Annotated in this window: 20 protein-coding genes and 1 riboswitch; of the genes, 17 read left to right on the top strand and 3 right to left on the bottom strand. The window is 72.2% G+C overall.

What is annotated here, in order from left to right; all coding sequences use genetic code 11:
* Positions 1–17 precede the first annotated feature (17 nt).
* Positions 18–148, top strand: a riboswitch (FMN riboswitch).
* Positions 149–296: 148 nt separating this feature from the next.
* From ribD to ACGFZK_RS22440, 10 genes are all read left to right on the top strand, one after another.
* The gene (gene ribD, locus ACGFZK_RS22395) at positions 297–1,451 is read left to right on the top strand and encodes a bifunctional diaminohydroxyphosphoribosylaminopyrimidine deaminase/5-amino-6-(5-phosphoribosylamino)uracil reductase RibD (protein ID WP_393850632.1); all 1,155 of its coding nucleotides are present in this window, start codon (positions 297–299) and stop codon (positions 1,449–1,451) included.
* Positions 1,452–2,075, top strand: coding sequence for a riboflavin synthase (locus ACGFZK_RS22400; protein ID WP_393850633.1), 624 nt, complete (start codon positions 1,452–1,454; stop codon positions 2,073–2,075).
* Positions 2,072–2,725 (top strand): nicotinamide riboside transporter PnuC, encoded by a 654-nt coding sequence (locus ACGFZK_RS22405; RefSeq protein ID WP_393850634.1) that lies wholly within the window; start codon positions 2,072–2,074, stop codon positions 2,723–2,725. The genes ACGFZK_RS22400 and ACGFZK_RS22405 overlap by 4 nt, the downstream gene beginning before the upstream one ends.
* The gene (locus ACGFZK_RS22410) at positions 2,722–4,011 is read left to right on the top strand and encodes a bifunctional 3,4-dihydroxy-2-butanone-4-phosphate synthase/GTP cyclohydrolase II (RefSeq protein WP_393850635.1); all 1,290 of its coding nucleotides are present in this window, start codon (positions 2,722–2,724) and stop codon (positions 4,009–4,011) included. The genes ACGFZK_RS22405 and ACGFZK_RS22410 overlap by 4 nt, the downstream gene beginning before the upstream one ends.
* 77 nt (positions 4,012–4,088) lie before the next feature.
* A complete protein-coding gene (gene ribH, locus ACGFZK_RS22415; RefSeq protein WP_007262951.1) occupies positions 4,089–4,574 on the top strand; it encodes a 6,7-dimethyl-8-ribityllumazine synthase in 486 nt (161 codons plus the stop codon).
* Between the two features lie 35 nt (positions 4,575–4,609).
* The gene (locus ACGFZK_RS22420) at positions 4,610–4,891 is read left to right on the top strand and encodes a phosphoribosyl-ATP diphosphatase (protein WP_393850636.1); all 282 of its coding nucleotides are present in this window, start codon (positions 4,610–4,612) and stop codon (positions 4,889–4,891) included.
* 55 nt (positions 4,892–4,946) lie between these two features.
* Complete coding sequence (hisG, locus tag ACGFZK_RS22425; protein WP_393850637.1) at positions 4,947–5,795, top strand: ATP phosphoribosyltransferase; 849 nt, start codon at positions 4,947–4,949, stop codon at positions 5,793–5,795.
* Positions 5,796–5,866: 71 nt separating this feature from the next.
* A complete protein-coding gene (locus ACGFZK_RS22430; protein WP_393850638.1) occupies positions 5,867–6,331 on the top strand; it encodes a PH domain-containing protein in 465 nt (154 codons plus the stop codon).
* A 200-nt stretch (positions 6,332–6,531) separates the two neighbouring features.
* Positions 6,532–7,938: a hemolysin family protein gene (locus tag ACGFZK_RS22435; protein ID WP_393850639.1), complete on the top strand. Its 1,407-nt coding sequence runs from the start codon at positions 6,532–6,534 to the stop codon at positions 7,936–7,938.
* A complete protein-coding gene (locus ACGFZK_RS22440; protein WP_393850640.1) occupies positions 7,935–8,978 on the top strand; it encodes a hemolysin family protein in 1,044 nt (347 codons plus the stop codon). Before ACGFZK_RS22435 ends, ACGFZK_RS22440 begins: the two co-directional genes overlap by 4 nt.
* Positions 8,979–9,131: 153 nt before the next feature.
* Here ACGFZK_RS22440 and ACGFZK_RS22445 read toward each other — a convergent pair whose 3' ends face one another.
* Both ACGFZK_RS22445 and ACGFZK_RS22450 read right to left on the bottom strand, forming a co-directional pair.
* Entirely contained in the window at positions 9,132–11,054 is a 1,923-nt protein-coding gene (locus ACGFZK_RS22445) for an AAA family ATPase (protein WP_393850641.1), read from the bottom strand.
* 379 nt (positions 11,055–11,433) lie between these two features.
* Positions 11,434–12,066 (bottom strand): uridine kinase, encoded by a 633-nt coding sequence (locus ACGFZK_RS22450; RefSeq protein WP_393850642.1) that lies wholly within the window; start codon positions 12,064–12,066, stop codon positions 11,434–11,436.
* 156 nt (positions 12,067–12,222) lie between these two features.
* On the opposite strand from ACGFZK_RS22450, the gene ACGFZK_RS22455 reads away from it, so the two are divergent.
* The 7 genes from ACGFZK_RS22455 to ACGFZK_RS22485 all read left to right on the top strand — a co-directional run bounded on the left by ACGFZK_RS22455 (position 12,223) and on the right by ACGFZK_RS22485 (position 21,156).
* Positions 12,223–13,593, top strand: coding sequence for a peptidase C39 family protein (locus tag ACGFZK_RS22455; protein WP_393850643.1), 1,371 nt, complete (start codon positions 12,223–12,225; stop codon positions 13,591–13,593).
* A 97-nt stretch (positions 13,594–13,690) separates the two neighbouring features.
* A complete protein-coding gene (locus tag ACGFZK_RS22460) occupies positions 13,691–14,122 on the top strand; it encodes an SPW repeat protein (RefSeq protein WP_393850644.1) in 432 nt (143 codons plus the stop codon).
* A 206-nt stretch (positions 14,123–14,328) separates the two neighbouring features.
* The gene (locus ACGFZK_RS22465) at positions 14,329–14,481 is read left to right on the top strand and encodes an SCO1431 family membrane protein (RefSeq protein WP_393850645.1); all 153 of its coding nucleotides are present in this window, start codon (positions 14,329–14,331) and stop codon (positions 14,479–14,481) included.
* A gap of 145 nt (positions 14,482–14,626) precedes the next feature.
* A complete protein-coding gene (locus tag ACGFZK_RS22470; RefSeq protein WP_393850646.1) occupies positions 14,627–15,205 on the top strand; it encodes a TetR/AcrR family transcriptional regulator in 579 nt (192 codons plus the stop codon).
* A 146-nt stretch (positions 15,206–15,351) separates the two neighbouring features.
* Positions 15,352–16,524 (top strand): acyl-CoA dehydrogenase family protein, encoded by a 1,173-nt coding sequence (locus ACGFZK_RS22475; protein ID WP_393850647.1) that lies wholly within the window; start codon positions 15,352–15,354, stop codon positions 16,522–16,524.
* A 2,313-nt stretch (positions 16,525–18,837) separates the two neighbouring features.
* Positions 18,838–19,971, top strand: coding sequence for a hypothetical protein (locus ACGFZK_RS22480; RefSeq protein WP_393850648.1), 1,134 nt, complete (start codon positions 18,838–18,840; stop codon positions 19,969–19,971).
* 93 nt (positions 19,972–20,064) lie between these two features.
* On the top strand, positions 20,065–21,156 hold the full coding sequence (locus ACGFZK_RS22485; protein ID WP_393850649.1) for a phosphotransferase family protein: 1,092 nt from the start codon (positions 20,065–20,067) through the stop codon (positions 21,154–21,156).
* Between the two features lie 16 nt (positions 21,157–21,172).
* Here the strand turns inward: ACGFZK_RS22485 and ACGFZK_RS22490 are convergent, their stop codons facing one another.
* On the bottom strand, positions 21,173–21,646 hold the full coding sequence (locus ACGFZK_RS22490; protein ID WP_393850650.1) for a hypothetical protein: 474 nt from the start codon (positions 21,644–21,646) through the stop codon (positions 21,173–21,175).
* Positions 21,647–21,780 lie beyond the last annotated feature (134 nt).

Below are 21,780 nucleotides of genomic sequence, written 5' to 3' on the forward strand. Positions count from 1 at the left end.
GGCTGGAGTACCAGTAGCAGCGCACTCCGGGGTCGGTGTAATTCCGAACCGGCGGTTATAGTCCGCGACCCGTCCGCAGCCAGCGGCCGGTTGACCAGGTGAGATTCCTGGACCGACGGTTAAAGTCCGGATGGGAGGCAGTGCGCGGCGGGCCAGTCACCGGTACGCCGCCGTCGGCGGTTCGTCGGCATATCCCTGCGGATATGCCCGTTCGAACCGTTTTTCCGGCCTCGGCGTCCCCGCGTGCTGTACCGCTTCATCTGTCGTATCCCGACAGGCCCCGGAGTCCGTGCCCGATGAGGCAGGAGGACCCGGTGGCGACACACGCCGCGCACGCAGCACCCGACGCGGACACCCGTGCCATGCGCCGAGCCGTCGAGCTCGCCGCGCGCGGACTCGGCTCCACCAGCCCCAACCCGGTCGTCGGCTGCGTCATCACCGACGCCTCGGGCGCGATCGTCGGCGAGGGCTGGCACGAGCGGGCCGGCGGCCCGCACGCCGAGGTCCACGCCCTGCGCGCGGCAGGCGGGGCCGCCCGCGGCGGCACCGCCTACGTCACCCTCGAGCCCTGCAACCACACCGGCCGTACGGGGCCCTGCGCCCGCGCCCTCGCCGAAGCCGGGATCGCCCGCGTGCACTACGCCGTCTCCGACCCGAACCCGCAGGCCAGCGGTGGCGGCGCCACCCTGCGCGCCGCCGGGATCCCCGCCACGGCCGGGCTGCTCGCGGACGAGGCCGAGGCGGGCAACGCCGCCTGGCTGACCTCCGTACGCCTCGGCCGGCCGCACGTCACCTGGAAGTACGCCGCCACCCTCGACGGCCGCAGCGCCGCCGCGGACGGCAGCAGCCGCTGGATCAGCTCCGCCGAGTCCCGGGCCGACGTCCACCGGCTGCGCGCCGAGAGCGACGCCGTCCTGGTCGGCGGCGGCACCCTGCGCGCCGACGATCCGCACCTCGCCGTGCGCGGCGTCGACGGCGCGACGCAGCCGCTGCGGATCGCCCTCGACACCCGCGCCACCATCCTGCCGACCGCCCGCATCCTCGACGACGCCGCGCCCACCCTGCTCGTCGTCGGCGAGGACGCCGACACCCGGCACCTGACCGGCGCCGAACTGCTCCGGCTGCCCCTGCACGACGGCCGCATCGGCCTTCACGACCTCCTCACCCACCTGCACCTGCGCGGCGTGCGCTCCGTCCTGCTGGAAGGCGGGCCCACGCTGGCCGGCGCCCTCCTCGAAGCCGGCGCCGTCGACCGCGTCATCGGCTACATCGCCCCGGCCCTCCTCGGCGCCGGCCCCGCGGCCCTCGCCGACGCCGGGATCAAGAACATCTCCGGTGCGCTGCGCCTCGACATCACCGAGGCCGTTCGCATCGGCCCCGATCTCCGCATCACCGCAGTTCCCGCCCCAGGCAACGCCCCCACCCACACCCCCGCCACCAAGGAGCACTGAGTGTTCACCGGAATCGTCGAAGAACTGGGCGAGGTCACCGCTGTCGAGCAGCTCGAGGAAGCCTCCCGCTTCCGGCTGCGCGGCCCCCTCGTCACCGAGGGCGCCAAGCACGGAGACTCCATCGCGGTCAACGGCGTCTGCCTGACCGTCGTCGAGACCGCGGACGGCGAGTTCACCGCCGACGTCATGCAGGAGACCCTCAACCGCTCCAGCCTCGGCGCCCTGACCAAGGGCTCCCGGGTCAACCTGGAGCGCCCGATGGCCCTCGGCGGACGGCTCGGCGGCCACCTGGTCCAGGGTCACGTGGACGGCACCGGCGAGATCCTCTCCCGGACCCCCTCGGAACACTGGGAGATCGTCAAGGTCGCCCTCCCCGAGAACCTCTCCCGCTACGTCGTCGAGAAGGGCTCCATCACCGTCGACGGCGTCAGCCTCACCGTGGTCGAGGCCGCAGCGGACTGGTTCACCATCAGCCTCATCCCCACCACCCTCGCGCTGACGACGCTCGGTACCAAGAAGAGCGGCGACCCGGTCAACCTCGAGGTCGACGTCCTCGCGAAGTACGTCGAGCGCCTGCTGGCCGCCGGCGTGAACCCGCTGCACGCGACGGGAGACGACCGGTGAACGCCCTGACCTGGCTCAACGCGGAGGCCTTCACCGTCTTCGGCCAGAAGGTCATCTGGTCCGACATGATCGGCAACCTGATGGGCCTGGCCGCGCTCGCCCTCGGCTGGCGCCGCTCCATATGGACCTGGCCCGCCCAGCTCCTCTCCGGCCTGATCCTCATCGCCGCCTACGCCTCCGCGCACCTCGCCGGCGGCGTCGGCAAGCAGCTCCTCGTCATCGGCGTGGCCGTCTTCGGCTGGCGCGCCTGGCAGCTCGGCCGCCAGAAGGCCCAGGACGGCTCGATCGCCGTGCGGACCGCCGGCTGGAAGGAGCGCGCGCTGCTCCTGGGCGGCGCCGCGCTCGGCACCCTCGCGGTCGGCGGCCTCTTCACCCTCTACCCGGACCTGTCGTGGAGCCCGTGGGCCGACGCGTACATCTTCGTCGGCACCATCGTCGCGATGGTCGCCCAGGCCCGCGGCCTCGTCGAGTTCTGGTTCGCCTGGCTCCTCGTCGACCTGGTCGGCGTCCCCCTCGCCTTCAACGGAGGCCTGGTCTTCTCCGGCCTCGTCTACGTCGTGTACTTCGCCCTCGTGCTGTGGGGCGCGTACGACTGGTACCAGCGCTCCCGCACCACCCCCGCCCCGGCCCTGGAAGGAGCAACGGCATGACCAGCCTCAAGCCCGTGCCCGACATCCCCGAAGAGACCTTCCGCCTCGACCCCGTCGAGCAGGCCATCCGCGACATCGCGGCGGGCCGCCCCATCGTCGTCGTCGACGACGAGGACCGCGAGAACGAGGGCGACCTCGTCATCGCCGCCGAGAAGGCCACCCCCGAGATCATCGCCTTCATGATGAGCGAGTGCCGCGGCCTGATCTGCGCCCCCATGGAGGGCCCGGAGCTGGACCGGCTCGAACTCCCCCAGATGGTCCAGAACAACACCGAGTCGATGAAGACCGCCTTCACCGTCTCCGTCGACGCGAGCGCCGCCCACGGCGTCTCCACCGGCATCTCGGCCGCCGACCGCGCCACCACCCTGCGGCTGCTCGCCGACGGGGTCTCCGAGCCCGGCGACTTCGTCCGCCCCGGCCACGTCTTCCCCCTGCGTGCCAAGCCCGGCGGCGTCCTGGTCCGCAACGGCCACACCGAGGCCGCCGTCGACCTCGCCCGCCTCGCGGGCCTGCGCCCGGCCGGCGCCATCGTGGAGATCGCCGGCGAGGACGGCGTCATGCTGCGCCTGCCCGAGCTGATCCCCTTCGCCCGCAAGCACGGCCTGACGATCATCTCCATCGAGGACCTGATCGCCTACCGCCGCTCCGCCGAGCCCACCGTGCGCCGCGAGGCCGAGGTCAGCCTGCCGACCTCCTTCGGTGACTTCACCGCGTACGGCTACCGCTCCACCGTCGACGGCGTCGAGCACGTCGCCCTCGTCCACGGCGAGATCGGCGACGGCGCCGACATCCTGGTCCGCATGCACTCCGAGTGCCTGACCGGCGACATCTTCGCCTCCCAGCGCTGCGACTGCGGCCCCCAGCTGCACGCCTCCATGGAACGCATCAAGACCGAGGGCCGCGGCATCGTCGTCTACCTGCGCGGCCACGAGGGCCGAGGCATCGGACTCCTGTCCAAGCTGCGCGCGTACGAGCTCCAGGAGCGCGGCCGCGACACCCTCGACGCCAACCTGGAACTCGGCCTGCCCGCCGACGCCCGCGACTACGGCGCCGGGGCCCAGATCCTCGCCGACCTCGGCGTGCACAGCGTCCGGCTGATGACCAACAACCCCGAGAAGTCCGACGCCCTCGTCCGCCACGGCATCACGGTCACCAGCCGGGAGCCGATGCCGATGGAGGCCGGCGAGCACAATCTGCGGTACCTGCGCACCAAGCGGGACCGGATGGGCCACGACCTGCCCTGGCTGGACGGGCCCGTGACCACCTCCGCCTGCGGCAACCAGTAGGCACGCACCACCACCCGTACGTAGATCCACCCTTACGAACCACTACGAACCATCACGAACCACCGAGGAGCAGAGCTGTGAGCGGCAAGGGCGCACCCGAACTGAGCGTGAAGAACTGCGGAGACCTCCGAGTCGCCGTGATCGCGGCCCAGTGGCACGAGAAGGTCATGGACGGGCTGGTCGACGGAGCCCTGCGGGCCCTGCACGAGCTGGGCATCGACGAGCCCACCCTGCTCCGCGTCCCCGGCAGCTTCGAGCTCCCGGTCGTGGCGAAGGTACTGGCCGGTCGCGGATACGATGCCATCGTCGCCCTCGGAGTGGTCATCCGCGGCGGCACCCCGCACTTCGACTACGTCTGCCAGGGCGTCACCCAGGGCCTGGTACAGGTGTCGATCGACACCGGAGTCCCCGTCGGCTTCGGAGTACTGACCTGCGACAACGACGAGCAGGCGCTGGACCGCGCCGGACTCGAGGGGTCGAACGAGGACAAGGGGCACGAAGCGGTCACCGCCGCCGTCTCCACGGCCATGACCCTGCGGACCGTCAGCGAACCCTGGCGCTGAGTGGCGACGGGATACCCCGTATTCTGAGGACCATCATGGCGAACACACCCTCCAAGAGCTTCGAAGAACTCTTCGCCGAGCTCCAGCTCAAGGCCGCCAACGGCGACCCCAGCACCTCCCGCACCGCCGAGCTCGTCCACAAGGGCGTCCATGCCATCGGCAAGAAGGTCGTCGAGGAGGCCGCAGAGGTCTGGATGGCCGCCGAGTACGAGGGCAAGGAAGCCGCCGCCGAGGAGATCTCCCAGCTGCTCTACCACGTCCAGGTGATGATGGTGGCGCGCGGGATCTCCCTCGACGACGTCTACGCGCACCTCTGAGCCCCGGCACGCACACCCGCCCGTCACCCGTAATCCACGCACCAAAGGAAGCCCCATGCTGCGCATCGCCGTCCCCAACAAGGGTTCACTCTCCGGACCGGCGTCGGCGATGCTCCATGAGGCCGGCTACCGGATGCGCAAGGAGTCCAAGGAGCTCGTGGTCGTCGACCCCGAGAACGAGGTGGAGTTCTTCTACCTCCGCCCCAAGGACATCGCGATCTACGTCTCCTCGGGCAAGCTCGACATCGGCATCACCGGCCGCGACCTGCTGCTCGACTCCGGCGCCAGCGCCGAGGAGATCCTGCCGCTGAACTTCGGCCGCTCCACCTTCCGCTACGCCACCACCCCCGGCACGGCGAAGGGCCCCGAGGACTTCAACGGCATGACGATCGCGACCTCTTACGAGGGAATCGTCGCCAAGCACCTCGCCGAGAAGGGCATCGACGCCTCCGTCGTACACCTCGACGGCGCGGTCGAGACCGCCATCCAGCTCGGCGTCGCCCAGATCATCGCGGACGTCGTCGAGACCGGCACCAGCCTGCGCAACGCCGGCCTCGAGGTCATCGGCGAGCCGATCCTCACCTCCGAGGCCGTCGTCGTCCGCGGCAACGGCGCCGACGCCGACGACCCGCAGGTCCAGCAGTTCCTGCGCCGCCTGCAGGGCGTCCTGGTGGCCCGCAGCTACGTGATGATGGACTACGACTGCCGCGCCGAGCACCTCGAGCGCGCGGTCGCCCTCACCCCGGGCCTCGAGTCGCCGACCGTCTCCCCGCTGCACAACGAGGGCTGGGTCGCGGTCCGCGCGATGGTCCCCGCCAAGGAAGCCCAGCGGATCATGGACGACCTGTACGAGCTCGGCGCGCGCGCGATCCTCACCACCTCGATCCACGCCTGCCGTCTCTGAGGGGCCTTCCGGCGAGCCGTCCCGGCCCGCCCGCCCCCGATCCCCACGCCACCTCCAGAAGGCAACGCACCATGGCCGAGTCCGCCGCCCAGCCCGTCACACCCACCCTGCCGGTCACATTCCGGCCGACCCGCACCCGGGTCGTCCTGCTGGGCGTCGGTCTCGCCATGTTCGCCACCATCACGGGGATCGCCCTGCTGCTGGAGAACCTCAGCCCCGGCGAGCGGATCAGCTTCGTCTTCACCGCCGTCCTGCTCAGCTCCGTACTCGTCCTGCTCAGCCGCCCCAAGGTCGTCGCGGACGAGACCGGCGTCACGGTCGTCAACCTGACCACCACCCGGCGCCTGGCATGGGCCCAGATCCTGAGGGTCAACCTCCGCCCCGGCGACCCGTGGGTGTTCCTCGACCTCAGCGACGGCACCAGCCTGCCCGCCCTCGGCATCCAGCCGGGCGTGGCCAGGCAGCAGGCGATCGGCGACGCGCGCGCCCTGCGCGCCCTGGCCGAAGCCCGCGGAACGGGTGCCGGCGACCACTGAGTCGGCCGATCCTCGTGGCCGCCTACCGTTGCGGCCGGGATCTCAATGACTACCCTGGTGGCGGGGCGCAGCCGTGCGCCCTCCCACCGGCCCCGGGACCTCGTGGCCCGTGGGCACCTGCGACTCGAGGAGTGACTCCCTCCAGCAATGGACGGATCGTCCGGTAGTACCCGCGCCGCCCTCCCCCCGGAGGCGGCGGCATGACCATCCCGCTACTTCTTCTCGCGGCGGCCTTCGCCCTCATCCTCGCCAACGGTTTCTTCGTGGCCGCCGAATTCGGCCTCGTCACCGTCGAGCGACCCGAGGCCGAACGCGCCGCAGCCGACGGTGACCGCCGTGCCCGCACGGTGGTCAAGGCCCTGCGGGAGCTGTCCTTCCAGCTCTCCGGCACCCAGCTCGGCATCACCATCACCTCCCTCGTGGTCGGCATGCTCGCCGAGCCCGCCCTCGCCGCACTGCTGGCCGGGCCGCTCGCCGCGACCGGCCTGCCGCAGGGAGCCGTCTCCGGCGTCGCCGTCGTCATCGGCATGCTGCTCGCCTCCGCCGTCCAGATGGTCGTCGGCGAGCTCGTACCGAAGAACTGGGCGGTCTCCCGGCCGCTCCAGGTGGCCCGCTTCGTCGCCGGCCCCCAGCACGCCTTCTCCCGGGCCTTCCGGCCCGTCATCGCCGGCCTCAACGCCGTGGCCAACCGCCTCGTGCGGGCGCTCGGCGTGGAACCGACCGAGGAGATGGCCTCCGCCCGGACCCCCGGCGAACTGCTCTCCCTGGTCCGCCATTCGGCCCAGGCCGGCGCCCTCGAACAGGACACCGCCGACCTCTTCGTACGCACCCTCTCGCTGGGCGAGCTCACGGCCCAGCACGTCATGACCCCCCGGGTGAGGGTCAGCGCCCTGATGCACACGGCCACCGCGGCCGACGTGCTCAACCTGACCCGCGCCACGGGCCTGTCCCGCTTCCCGGTCTACCGCGACCGCATCGACGAGATCGCCGGCGTGGTCCACCTCAAGGACGCCCTCGCCGTGCCCGAGTCCGAACGCGACCGCACCTGCGTGAGCCGGATCTGCGTCGCCCCGCTGCTGGTGCCCGGCTCCCTGCCGGTGCAGCCGCTGCTGGAGCGGCTGCGCAGCGAGCAGCCGATGGCCGTGGTCGTCGACGAGTACGGCGGCACGGCCGGCGTCGTCACGCTCGAGGACATCGTGGAGGAGCTCGTCGGAGAGGTCCGCGACGAGCACGACTTCGCCGAGGACGAGACCCCCGAACTGGCCGCGGTACCGGCCGAGGACGGCCGCCCCTCCTGGGAGGCCGACGGAAGCTGCCGGGTGCAGACCCTGCGCCGGATAGGCCTGGAAGTACCCGAAGGCCCGTACGAGACCGTCGCCGGCCTCGTCGCCGACCTGCTCGGCCGGATCCCCGCCCCCGGGGACCGTGCGGAGCTCCCCGGCTGGAAGCTGTCCGTCCGCCGCGTAGGCCGCAACCGCGCCGAGCGGGTCCGGCTGGTCCGGCAGGCGGCGGTGCCCGCCGCCGGTACCTACCGGCCCACCGCCGGGGCCGACGGCACGGCCGCGTACGAACCCGAGCGGGCCGAGCTCGAAGGCGCCGCCCGATGAACGCGCTCCAGCTCCTCTTCGCCCTGCTCCTGGTCCTTGCCAACGGCTTCTTCGTCGGCGCCGAGTTCGCGCTCGTCTCCGTACGGCGCAGCCAGATCGAGCCCCTCGCGGCCGAGTCCAAGCGGGCCCGCCAGGTGCTCCACGGCCTGGAGAACCTGCCCCGCATGATGGCCGCGGCGCAGTTCGGCATCACCATGTGCTCGCTCACCCTCGGCGCGGTCGCCGAGCCCACCGTGGCCCGGCTGCTGGAACCCGTCTTCCACGCCGTCCACGTACCGCAGGGCCTGATCCACCCCCTGGGTTACGCCTTCGCGCTCAGTGCCGTGGTCTTCCTGCACCTGGTCATCGGCGAGATGGTGCCGAAGAACCTGGCCATGGCCGCACCGGAGAGGACCGCGCTGTGGTTCAGCCCCGGCCTGGTCGCCTTCGCCCGCCTGTGCGGGCCGGTCACCACCGCGCTCGGGGCCTGCGCCAAGCTCGTCCTGAAGCTCTTCAAGGTGGAGCCCAAGGACGAGGTCGAGGCCGTCTACACCTCCGCCCAGCTGGGCCGGCTCCTCAAGGACTCCCGGCAGGCCGGGCTCCTGGAGCCGGTCGAGCAGGAGCGGCTGGAGGACGCACTGGAACTGGGCAGCCGCCCCGTCGCCGACGTCCTCCTCGGCCCGGACCGGCTGGTCACGGTCGGCCCGGACGTGACCCCGCGCCAGATCGAGCAGCTGACGGTGCGCACCGGCTACTCCCGCTTCCCCGTCCGTGCCGACAGCGGCGCCTTCATGGGCTACCTGCACGTCAAGGACGTACTGGACCTGGAGGACCGGGAGCGGGCGGTGCCCCAGCGGGTGTGGCGGCGGATGACCACGCTGTGCTCCACCGTCCCGCTGGACGACGCCCTCGGCGTCATGCGCCGGGACGCCACCCACCTGGCGCAGGTCGCGGACCCGGGGGGCCGGGTCCTCGGCCTGGTCGCCCTGGAGGACGTCCTGGAGATGCTGGTCGGCGAGGTCCGCGACCCGGCCCACCGCGCGTACGTCCGGGGCGCGTAGCCACCGCCCTGCGGACCCGCTGCCGGGGCTCCGCCCCGCGCACCCCGCGCCCCGAACGCCGGCGAAGCCGGATCTTCCAGCCCGTCCGGCGTTCGGGGCCCGGGTCCGGGCCCCGGCCGGGGGGAACACCCCGCGCGGCGCCCTGCCCGGCCCCTACAACGGCGGCGGATCCGGCCGTTCCTGCGGGCCGCGGCCCGACAGGACCTCCCCGTACGCCTGCATCAGGTCCGGCAGCCGCAGCGTCGCCAGGTCGTCCCGCGACGGCTCACCCGGAAAGCCCGCCAGCCGCAGGTCCCGGTACGCGCAGCTCTTCTCGTACAGGGTCCGCAGGAAGCGCCCGTTGCCCAGCTCGTCGATCCAGCCCTGCTCCACCACGTGCCCGCTGATGCTGCGCAGCTCCTCCAGCGCCTCCTCGTCCCAGTGGTCCCCGTTCGCGTCCGCCAGCACCCCGCCGATCGCGGTCAGTTCCAGCGGCCGGTAGCTGGGGAAGTCCACCCGGGTCGTGAAGCGCGAGGACAGCCCCGGATTGGCGGCCAGCAGCCGGTCCATCCCGGCCGGGTAGCCCGCCAGGATCACCACCAGGTGGTCCCGGTTGTCCTCGGCCCGCTTCAGCAGCACCTGCAGGGCCTCGTCGCCGTACGCGTCGCCCTTGCTGTAGCCCGAGTTCGACAGCGAGTACGCCTCGTCCACGAACAGCACCCCGCCGATCGCCGAATCGATCAGCTCGTTCGCCTTCACCGCGGTCTGCCCGAGGAACTCGCCCACGAGGTCGGCCCGCTGGGCCTCCACCAGATGGTCGCCGCCGAGCAGGCCCAGCGCGTAGAAGACCCGGCCCAGGATCCTGGCCACCGTCGTCTTCCCGGTACCGGACGGCCCCGAGAACACGAAATGCCGTTTCGGCGGCTGCACGGGCAGCCCCTGACCCGCCCTCAGCCGCGCCATGTGCAGCTGTGCGGAGAGCGCCTTCACCTGCCGCTTCACCGGCTCCAGGCCCACCATCCGCTCCAGCTCCGCCAGCGCCTCCGCGAGCGCCGCCGGGTCCGCCGGCCCGGTCGGCAGCCCCCCGGGCGTGCCCTGCGGCGGGACGGACACCTTGCGCCGCACGCCGCCCTCCACCCGCTCCGCCGGGGGAGGGGGCGGAGCCGGCGGATCGGGCTCCACCTGACCGTCCGCCGCGATGTCCTGGACGGGCCCGCCGCCCAGCGCGACCGCCGCGAAGTCCCCTCCCGCCGGGGACGGGCCGTGCCCGGCGTAGCCCCCGTACCCGGCGTACCCGGCGAGCCCCGCCAGATCGGCCATGCCGTCCGTGTCGTCGCCGTCCTCGATGGCCGTCAACCGGGCCGCGGTGTCCATGAACGAGGGATCCACCCGGTGCACCGCCCGGTACAGCGGCAGCGCCGCCGCAGTGCGCCCGGTGCCCTCCCGCGCCCGCGCCAGCCAGTACCGCAGCTCCTTGCGCTGGGGCTGCTCACTGCGACAGCGCATCAGCGCCGCCGCCAGCATCGGCTCCGCCTGCCCGTACATCTCCAGCCGGACCCGCGCCATCCCGCCGAACAGCCCGGCCTCGATGCCCAGCAGCGGATCGTTCACCAGTGGCTCGGTGTGCCGGACCAGCTGCTCCCAGTCCTTGACCAGATAGGCCCGGCAGGCGTGCAGGAACCGAACCTGCGCATCGGTGTCCACCGGTGGCAGCGCGGCCAGCGCCTGGTCCAGCTCGGGCACGTGGCGGCCGTCCAGCCAGTGCGAGGCATGGGCGAGGAGCAGGTCCCGCGGGCTCTCCAGCACCGGTTGCACCCACCAGCCCAGCCAGTACCAGGAGTTCAGCGTCCGGCGGTGCCGGGCGCGCTGCTCGCCGAACCGGTCCCGGTGGGCGTACATGCGAAGTAACGCGTTGCCGGTGTCGATCCGGAGCGCGTGCAGGCCCAGCCATGCGTCGGCCATGGAGGGATCGAGTCGTACGGCCGCCCGGAACTCCTCCTCGGCCTGCGGATAGGCGCCCATGGTGCAGGCGTCGACCCCGCGCAGCCAGGCGAGTTCGGCCGGGGCGTGCATGCTGCCCGGCGTGCCGAAATCCATCACGTCCCCCACAAGCCCGCCCCCGTGGTGCGCGGCAACCCCCGTGACGAGCACATGAGTTGCCCACTGCGCCGATGAAATCAGGGCTGCATCGTACCCGCGGTCACGCACCTTACGTAGGGCGCGACAGACCCGGTTCCGGAGTGCGCCCCTGGGGTGTGTGGTGACGCTGGGTGAAGGATCCGGGTGGATCGGCCTCGCGTGACACCACCGGGGAGGGGGTTCGCGGGCAGAACGAAGCCCCCGATCACGGGGGAACAATCGGGGGCTTCGTGTCCGCGTCGGCCTGTAAGGGCCTCGCATTGAGAACGTAAGGCCGGTGCGTGTCCCAGGTCAAGCGGGTCGGTCGAGGCCCGGCGGAGCCGGCGTACGGGGTCGCTCAGGCCCGGGGGAGGTCGTCACTCTTCGTGACGGAAGTGGAGGTTCCCGCCGTCGCACGGGCCCCGGAAGACCACTCGTATCCCGTACCGCTCTGGCGTACCAGGGTGTCGGCGAAGGGGCGCGAAGGGTCGTTGGAGAAGTGCGCGCGCTCCGCGCACTCCCATCCGTCCCAGAAGTCGGAAAGTTCACGCCCGTCCCGGTTTCGCCCCCGCTGCCAGGACTCCTCGCGCGGCGTCTCCACCCACAGCAGCCGCGCCAGACACGGGCGCAACGCCTGCCGCCCGGCTCCGACCCCCTCCACCAGCAGCACCGGCGCCGGCTCCAGCACCCGCTCCGGCCCGAACCGGCGCGCCACCCAGTCGTACGGGGCCCAGTGCGCGGGCCGCCCGGCGGCCAGCGGCTCCAGCACCTGTGCGCGCAGTCGCTCCTCCCAGCCGAACGGCTCCTCATGGGTGGCCACGTCGTCCAGGTGCAGCACGGGCGCGCCCAGCAGCTCGGCGAGCCGTCCCGCCAAGGTGCTCTTCCCGGATCCGGCATGCCCGTCGATCCCGATCAGGCGCACCGCGCCGAGGGAGGGCGGAAGGGCCGCGAGCTCCCGGGCGAGTGACTCAAGTGACTGCTGTGGCTCCACCCGACCAGCGTAGACAAGCCCGACACGACCCGTGGCTTCGGGCCGCCGCCGCCGGGAAATGGAAGGGTGAAGCCACTGAGTCCACCGAGTCCACCGAGTGCCACGAGTGCCACCGAGTGTCACCGAAGTGCCGACCCACCCTGGGGGAACCACGCGATGACCGAAGCCACGCCGCGCAGGTCCGTACTCGTCGCCGCGCTCGCGGTCGCCACCGCGGCCGCCGCCGCCACCGTCCCCGGCGGCGGCGCCTCGGCGGCCGCCACCCTTCCGGCCCCGCGCACGCCGGGCCCCACCGTCGACAACCGCTTCTGGTACTCCTACGGCCACTGGCTCGCCGGCACCCACCAGGGCACCACCGCCGTCGGCGGCTCCCGCCCCGGCCTGGAGATCGCGGCGGCAGTCGGCCGCACCGAGTACGCCGACCCGCACACCGGCCGCAAGAGCACCTGGGAGTACGCCACCTGGACCTCCCCTGTGCACCGCTCCACCGTGCCCGCCACCGAGGCCATCGCCTCCTGGAACGCCCGTACCCCGGCCGGCACCTGGATCCAGGCCGAACTGCGCGGCACCTACTCCGACGGCACCGCCACCCCCTGGTACGTGATGGGCCGCTGGGCCTCGGGCGACGGCGACATCCGCCGCACCTCGGTGGACGGCCAGACCGACGGAAGGTCCACCGTGTGGACCGACACGCTGGCCCTGGACACCCCGGCCGTGACCGCCGGTCTGCGGATCGCGGCCTGGCAGCTGCGGCTGACCCTCCACCGCAGGCCGGGCGCCGGAAGCGGTCCCACCGTGTGGCTCGCCGGCGCCATGGTCTCGGACGTCCCGGACCGCTTCACCGTCCCCGCCTCCACCCCCTCCGGTACCGCCCACGAGCTGAAGGTCCCGCGTTACTCGCAGGAGATCCACGTCGGCCAGTACCCGGAGTACGACAACGGCGGCGAGGCCTGGTGCAGCCCCACCTCCTCCCAGATGATCATCGAGTACTGGGGCGGCAGGGCCGCCGCCTCCTCCCTGACCTGGGTGAACCCCAAGTACGCCGACCCGCAGATCTGCCACGCGGCCCGCTCCACCTACGACGCCGCCTACAAGGGCTGCGGCAACTGGCCCTTCAACGCCGCGTACGCCGCCACCTACCGCGGGCTCGCCGGAGTCGTCACCCGCCTCACCTCCCTGACCGACCTGGAGACCCTGGTCGGGGCCGGCATCCCCGTCATCACCTCCCAGTCCTTCCGTCCGGACGAGCTCACGGGCGCCGGCTACGGCACCGCCGGCCACCTGATGACCGTCATCGGCTTCACCGCCGCCGGCGACGTGATCGCCAACGACCCCAACTCGCCCGACAACCCCGCCGTGCGCCGCGTCTACAAGCGCGCCGAGTGGGAGAATATCTGGCTGCGGACCAAGCGCACGGGAGTCTCCGGCAAGGTCACCTCGGGATCCGGAGGCATCTGCTACCTCTACGCCCCGGCCCTCCCGAACCGGGTGCAGGTCCGTGCGTTGCGGGCGGTGGGCGTGTTGTGAGGAGGCCGCGAATTTCCCCGTTGACCGAGCGCACGGGTAAGCGGAATATAGTGGGGTAAATGGCACATAAAGGCTTCTCAATAGGAGGCGGCCCGCCATGACCACCCACCCCAGCATCGAGCACCACCCCGACCTCGCCGAGATGCGCACCCGGTTCGAGCGGGTGACCAGCACACCGGCCGCGCAGGCCGTCGAAGCACTGGCCCTGATCACGGGCCTGTACCTGGCGGCCTCGCCGTGGATCGCGGGATTCAGCGACCTCACCCCGCTGGCCATCAACAACCTGATCGCCGGCCTGGCATTCTGCCTGTGCATGGGCGGTCTGGGTTCCGCCTACGAGCGCACCCACGCGATGGCGTGGACGGCGGTCGCCCTCGGTGCGTGGACGATCATCGCCCCGTGGGTCATCGCCGGTGAGATGGACACGACGCGAACGGTGGTCAGCAACGTGATCGCCGGATGCGTCGCACTGTGCCTCGGCCTCGCGATGGCCGGCATGGCGGGCCGCAACCGCGAGTCCCGCGTCTGACCCGGGCACCGGAGGAAGCGCCGGAGCGAGACGCCGGGCGCCGGATGGACGAGCGCGCCGGGCCCCGACCGAGGAGGCCGGGGCCCGGCCTCCTGCTGCCGGGCCTGGGCTGTCCGACTCTGCCTGCTTCTGTCTGCGTTTGCGTGACGCATGCCACCCAGGGCGTCTCTACCGCGAAAGCCGCGAACGCTGGCACATTGGGCGGCATGACTGCCGACAGCGCCGCCCCGATCGCCGCCCCGAAGGACCTCGTCCGCACCGGAGGCCCCCAGGACGACTCCTCCTGGCTGGAACACGTACTCGGCTGGACCCTCGTGGTCGTCGTCGCCATGTTCGTCACCCAGGTCGGCTGGCTCTAGCCCCCCGGGATCACGAGGCCGCCAGCCGTGGCCCGTCGGTGTGGCCCGTCGGTGTGGCCCTCGGTGACGATCACGTCCGACGCCACGAGCGCCTGCTCGGCACTCACCCGGGTCACGAAGACGAGCGGCGGGAGACGCGCTCTCCATGGACGACATCGCCAAACAGGCGGGCGTCGCCAAGGGGTTGATCTACTACTACTTCGCCAGCAAGCGCGGCTACTACCTCGCCATCGTCGAGGACTCCGTGGCCGAACTCGTCGCCCGCGCCGGCGGCGACACCGACCTCCCCGACGCGGAACGCGTCCGCCGCACCATCGACGGCTACCTGTACTACGCCGAGCACCACCACGCCGCCTACCGCACCATCGTCACCGGCGGCGTCGGATCCGACGCCGAGGTGCTCGCCATCCGCGACACCGTCCGCGAGGAACTCGTCGCCACCATCGCCGAAGGCGCGTACGGACGCCGCACCCTCCCGCCGCTCGCCCGGCTCGCCCTCGTCGGCTGGCTGTCCGGCGTCGAAGGGACCACCCTGGACTGGATCGGCGGGCTGAGCGCCCCGGACCAGCCCGACCGCGCCGAGCTCGCCGGCCTGCTGGTGCGCCAGCTGCGCGCGACACTGACGGTGATCGAGGAGTTCGTCCCGGAGTGTCCGGCACCTCCCGCCCCCGAAGAGCCGTCCGACCCCATAGGTGATCTTGCCCCGGTGACGGGAAGCCACTGATCGGGCATACTCAAGCCGCCGCAGCCGCTGACAGCCCCTTCCGTGATCCGGGAGGGCAACATCGGCTGTGAGAGATCCGAGACCCGGCGGCGCGTCCCACACCTCACGCGTCGCCGCCGTGCCCGACCAGGGAGGAGAGCGCCGCCATGACTGACCGCGCCCCGCAGCCGGTGGACCGACAGCTGCCCACCGAGGAGTCCCGGGACCTCCTCGCCCTCGTACGCGAGATCGCGCAGCGGGAGATCCGCCCCAAGGCGGCCGACGAGGAGGACTCCGGCCGCTTCCCGCGGGAGGTCTTCACCCTGCTCTCCGAGGCCGGTCTGCTCGGCCTGCCCTACCCCGGGGAATTCGGCGGCGGTGAGCAGCCGTACGAGGTCTACCTCCAGGTCCTCGAAGAGCTCGCCGCGGCCCGCCTCACCGTCGGGCTCGGCGTCAGCGTGCACTCCCTGGCCTGCCACGGCCTCGCCGGCTACGGCACCAAGGAGCAGCAGGGCGCCCACCTGCCCGCGATGCTCGGCGGCGGCCTGCTGGGTGCCTACTGCCTCTCCGAACCGGCCGCCGGCTCCGACGCGGCCTCGCTCACCACCAAGGCGGTGCGCGACGGCGACGACTGGATCATCACCGGCACCAAGGCCTGGATCACCCACGGCGGAGTCGCCGACTTCTACACCGTCCTCGCGCGCACCGGCGCCCAGGGACCCAAGGGCATCACGGCCTTCCTCGTCCCCGGAGACGCGGAGGGCCTGACCGCCGCCGTGCCCGAGAAGAAGATGGGCATGAAGGGCTCGCCCACCGCCCAGCTGCACTTCGACGGCGTACGGGTCCCCGACGCCCGCCGCATCGGCGAGGAGGGCCAGGGCTTCACCATCGCCCTGGCCGCGCTGGACGCGGGGCGCCTGGGCATCGCCGCCTGCGCCATCGGCGTGGCCCAGGCCGCGCTGGACGAGGCACTGACGTACGCCCTGGACCGCAAGCAGTTCGGGCACCCCATCGCGGACTTCCAGGGGCTGCGCTTCATGCTGGCCGACATGGCCACCAAGATCGAGGCGGGCCGCGCGCTGTACCTCGCGGCGGCGCGGCTGCGGGACGCGGGCAAGCCGTTCTCCCGCCAGGCGGCCATGGCCAAGCTGTTCTGCACCGACGCGGCGATGTCCGTCACCACCGACGCGGTGCAGGTCCTCGGCGGATACGGCTACACGGCGGACTTCCCCGTCGAGCGGCTGATGCGCGAGGCGAAGGTGCTCCAGATCGTGGAGGGCACCAACCAGATCCAGCGCATGGTCATCGCCCGCCACCTGGCGGGCCCGGAGACGCGCTGACCGCGGTCAGTACAGCCCGCTGCTCGTGGTGGGCCACACCGGGGAGGACGTGAGCCGCGACCACTCCGGGTCACGCCGGCCGGGCAGGGTCCGCCCGGCGTCGGCCCACCGTGCCAGCAGGTCGCGGTAGATCGGCGGATCGGGCGCTTGCTGCGGCTGCTCACGCGGACGCTGAACCGATTCTTCGAAACCCGGCGGCACCGGGCGACGCCTTCGGCCCGTTGAAGACTGAAGCATGGTCATACCCGGCCAACGCGGAACCGAAGGGCCGGGTAATCGCCCCCGGGGTGCGGCTATCCGTTCGAGGTGTCGCCGGGGGGCGGGGTCGGGGGCGGGGCGCTGTGCCGGGGGCGGGGGCTTCGGGTGTGCGGGGGCTACTCAGCCGGGGCCGGGGCGGCGCGGCGGGGGTCCGGGGCGGCGGGAGCCGGCCGGGTCGGGGTGGTGACGTGGGGCGGGGCTTCGGGTGTGCGGGAGCCCCTCGGCCGGGGCACGGGCGGCGCGGCGGGGTCCGGGGCGGCGGGAGCCGGCCGGTCGGGATGGAGACGTGGGGCGGTGGCTTCGGGCGTGCGGGAGCCCCTCGGCCGGGGCCGGGGCGGCGCGGCGGGGTCCGGGGCGGGGGGAGCCGGCCGGTCGGGATGGTGAGGTGGGGCGGGGGCTTCGGGTAGGCGGAAGCCACTCGGCCGGAGCCGGAACGGCGCGACGGAGACCCGGGGCAGCCAAAGCAGAACGACCGGGAGCGCGACACTGGACGAAGGCTCCGGATAGACGGAAGCCACTCGGCCGGCATCAGGGATGCGTATGGGGGTTTCCCGTCAGTCTCATCGTCTCTCCGGTTCGGGCCGGTCCCTCAAGGGCGCTCCTTCGTCGCGTCGCTTCGCGATGGCCTTCGGCCACCCTTGACCGACCGTCCCGCCCCGGAAAGTCGAAGACTGTCGGGAAGCCCCCAAAAGAACGAGCCGGGCCAAGGACAAAGGGACGGCCTCGTCGGAGATGCCGCGGCCCGGTCGGGCGCAAGGGGCACGTCCGACAGGCGGGGCCCATCACAGCCATCGGCCGGGTCGGTGAGCGCGTCCAATCGCTACGCGCTCCTCACGTCCCAGCGTCCGACGACCGTCTGTGGCTGGACATAGGCCGCCCACTGCCTGGGCGTTTCCCACTCCCCGCGTCCGACGATCGTCTGTGGCTGGTCATAGGCGGCCCACAGCCTCAGCACTCCCTCTTTGACTGCGACCGGCCGCCGTCAGGGGCCGGTGAGGGGGCTGACGGCTGATTCCTCGCCTCAGCCGAGGTGGGGGCGGGTCAGCGCGAGGACGGCACCACAAACTCACGCACAAACAAGGGTAATTAGGGCAAGTGGTCAACCGTCCGTGCCGCCCGCACTCGCTGACCCGAGCTCACCTCGACATAGCCGCCGTCAGACGCTCCTCCACCCCCCCCGGCAGCCGTCAGACGCCTCTCATGAGGAGCGCCCGAGGGGGCTGGCGGCTTATGCCCAACCACAGACGGTCGCCGGACGCATAGCGGGCACCGAACCGAGACCGTGGGCGGCCTATGTCCAGCCACAGGCGGTCGTCGGACGCTGAGAGGTGAGGAGCGCGTAGCGATGTGGCGCGCCCCACCGACCCGGCCGATGGCAGCCATGGGCCCCGCCTGTCCGTCGTGCCTCTTGCGCCCGACCGGGTCGGGCATCTCTGATCGCCCTGATGGTCTCTTGCCGCCCGGCTCGTTCTTTTGGGGGTTTCCCGGCTGTCTTCGACTTTCCGGGGCGGGACGGTCGGTCAAGGGTGGAGCGCAGCGACATCGCGTAGCGACGCGAGGAACGAGCGCCCTTGAGGGACCGGCCCGAACCGGAGAGACGATGAGACTGACGGGAAACCCCCATACGCATCCCCGATGCCGGCCGAGTGGCTTCCGTCTATCCGGAGCCTTCGTCCAGTGTCGCGCTCCCGGTCGCTCTGCTTTCGCTGCCCCGGGCTTCCGTCGCGCCGTTCCGCTCCGGCCGAGTGGCTTCCGCCTGCCCGGAGCCTCCGTCCAGTGTCGCGCTCCCGGTCGCTCTGCTTCCGCTGCCCCGGGTCTGCGCCGCGCCGTCCCGGCCCCGGCCGAGCGGCTCCCGCGCCCCGCCGCCGCGCTGCCTGACCCCGCCCGCCCGGCTCCTGCCGACCCCGCCCTACACCCGGCACAGCGCGTCGCTCTGTCACACCGTGCCAGAAGGCTGGTCCCCGGACCGGTTTCTGACGTACCGTCATATCCGCCTGAGTCGCCCCCGAAGCCAGGCCGAAGCCAGCCCGAAGCCGTCCGTCCAGGAGGTCCGCCATGCCCGCCGACCGGCCCGTCGCCCTCGACGAATACCCCGTCCACCAGGCCCCCTTGTCGATGAAGCACCTCGTCAGCGGTGACCGGAACGCCTACGACCGCTGCATCTTCCACGTCTTCGACCACGCCGGTCGCGCCGTCCTGATACTCGGCCTCGGCGTCTACCCCAACGCCGGGGTCATCGACGCCTACGCCACCCTCCGCCTCGGCGACGAGCTCCTGGCCGTCCGGGCCTCCGACGCCCTCACCGACGACCGGATGAACCTCTCGGTGGGACCCCTGTCCATCACCGTCGACGTGCCGCTCAAGCAGCTCACGCTGCGCTGCGCTCCCGATCCGGCCGACCCGCACGGGCTCTCGTACGACATCACCTGGACCGCCGAGTTCCCCGCGGTCTGGGAGCCGCACCACATCCAGCGGCGCGGTGACCGCCTCATGCTCGAAGGCCGCCGCTTCGTCCAGGCCGGCCAGGTCACCGGCACCGTCCGGGCCAAGGGCGAGGAGTTCGCCCTCACGCCGGGGGAGTGGACCGGCACCCGCGACCGGAGCTGGGGCGTGCGGCCGATTCCCGGTGAGGAGGGCGGCCGCGCGGCCGAGGAGCACCGCCCCGAGGGATTCCACTGGCTGTGGATCCCGGTCCGCTTCGAGGACCGCTTCGTCATGGTCATCGCCCAGGAGGACGCCGACGGCCACCGCACCCTGAACGAAGCCGTGCAGGTATTCCCCGAGGGCAGCGGACGGCGCGACGTCCAGCTCGGCTGGCCCCAGACCGAGATCCGCTACCGGCCCGGCAGCCGGCACCCCGAGCGGGCCGTCGTCCACCTCACCGACCCCTCCCGCAAGCCCCTCGAGCTGGGCGTGGAGATCCTCAACTCCTCCCCGCTCGCCGTCGGCGCCGGCTATCCGCCCGCCGCCGACTGGCAGCACGGCACCTGGCAGGGCCGCGGCTGGAGCGACCGCCGCGTGTACGACCTCTCCGACCCCGCCGCCCACCCGATGGCCGCCTTCGGGGTGACCGACCACTCGGCCCGCTTCACCCTCGACGGGCAGACCGGCTACGGCATCTTCGAGCACGGCAGCTTCGGGCGACACGACCCGAGCGGTTTCGCCGACTACTCCTCCGTCGCCCAGTAGAACCGGTCAGCACCGGTCAGCACCGGTCAGCACCGGTCAGCACCGGTCAGCACCCGCCAGGACCGCGAGGACCAGCAGGAAAGGGGCTCATCCATGGCCACCGCACCACGTCCGCGCACCTCCACCCGGGAGCCCGAGGAGCTCGGCCGCCGCCTCGCCGTCTGGCTGGACGCCAGGCTCCCCGGCGCCGAGGTCACCAACGTCTCCGTCCCCGGCTCCAACGGGATGTCCAGCGAGACCCTGCTCTTCGACATCGAGCACCCCGGCACCCCGCTCCGCGCCTGCGCGCTGCGCCTCGCCGCCGACCCGGCCGCCTACACCGTCTTCCCGACGTACGACATGCCGCGCCAGCACCGTGTGATGAGCCTGGTCGCGGAGCACACGGACGTGCCCGTCCCGCGCGTGCAGTGGCTGGAGGCGGATCCGGGGCCGTTGGGGGCGCCGTTCTTCGTCATGGCCCGTGCGGAGGGCCGCGTCCCGCCCGACGTGATGCCCTACACCTACGAGGGCAACTGGCTGCACGCCGCCACCGACGCCGAGCGCGCCGACCTCCAGGAGGCGAGCATCTCGCTGCTGGCCCGCCTGCACGACCAGTTCCCGTCCAAGGAGGCCGAGTTCCTCCTCCCCGACGGCGAGGGCACGCCCCTGCGCCGGCACGTGGACGCCCAACGCGCCTACTACTCCTGGGTGGTGGGCGGGCTCGCCCCGTCCCCGCTCATCGAGCGGGCGTTCGCCCGCCTGGAGGAGCTGTGGCCGCAGGACGAGGGTCCCGCCGTCCTCAACTGGGGGGACGCCCGCATCGGCAACGTCATCTACGACGGTTTCACGCCGGTGGCCGTGCTGGACTGGGAGATGGCGGCGTACGCCCCGCGCGAGGTGGACCTCGGCTGGACCGTGTACCTGCACCGGTTCTTCCAGGACCTCACCGTCGGTTTCGGTCAGCCCGGTCTGCCGGACTTCCTGCGCCGCGAGGACCTGGAGCGAAGGTACGCCGAACTCACCGGGCACACCCCGCGGGACATGGAGTTCCACACCCTCTACGCGGCCCTGCGCCACGGGATCGTGATGCTGCGCATCGCCTACCGGCAGGCCCACTTCGGCGAGGTCGAGGTCCCGGCGGATCCGGACAGCCTGATCCTGCACCACGCGAGCCTGGCCGCCATGGTGCAGGGAACGTACTGGTAAGGGAGAGGGGCGGCCGTCAGGCCGCCTGGGCGTGCTGCTGCCGCGTCTGCGGCCGCGGCAGCACGGGGCTCACCACACGCACCGGACGCGAGCCCGGACCGCCGACGTGCGAGAAGGGCTGCGTCCGCCAGTCCAGCCCCTGGGGCAGGGCCGAGAGGATGACGGACGCCGGCTCCGGCGCCTCCACCGGCTGGATCATGCCGACGGTGGGCAGCGCGTCGGTGGCGGGCCGCCCGGTGCCCGCGCACACGGTGAGGCCGAAGGGGTTCCACGGGGTCAGGCAGAGCGCGTGCTGCGGCAGGTACTCCTCGTCCGCGACGAGGGCGATCGACTGGCCGCAGTCGGGGCAGATCGCGTGGTGGATCTCGAATCCCTCGATGTCGTCGAGGTAATCGCCGTCCCCGCCGTCGTCCGGGTACGCGCCGTCCGCGGAATCGAGCAGTTCCAGGGGCTCCGGTTCGGTGCGACCGGTGCGCTTGGTGTTCAGCATGGATGTACTCCCCCTTGGGTGGGCCGGGCGGGCAGGTTCTTCGGCCTCGGCCACAGCAACCAATTCCCGTCGAGCGTCACGAGTAACCACAACAGACAGGCCTCCACCTGCATACCCCTGTGGCCTTGGTCACA

The sequence above is a fragment of the Streptomyces sp. NPDC048257 genome (assembly GCF_043201855.1).
Lineage (GTDB): Bacteria > Actinomycetota > Actinomycetes > Streptomycetales > Streptomycetaceae > Streptomyces.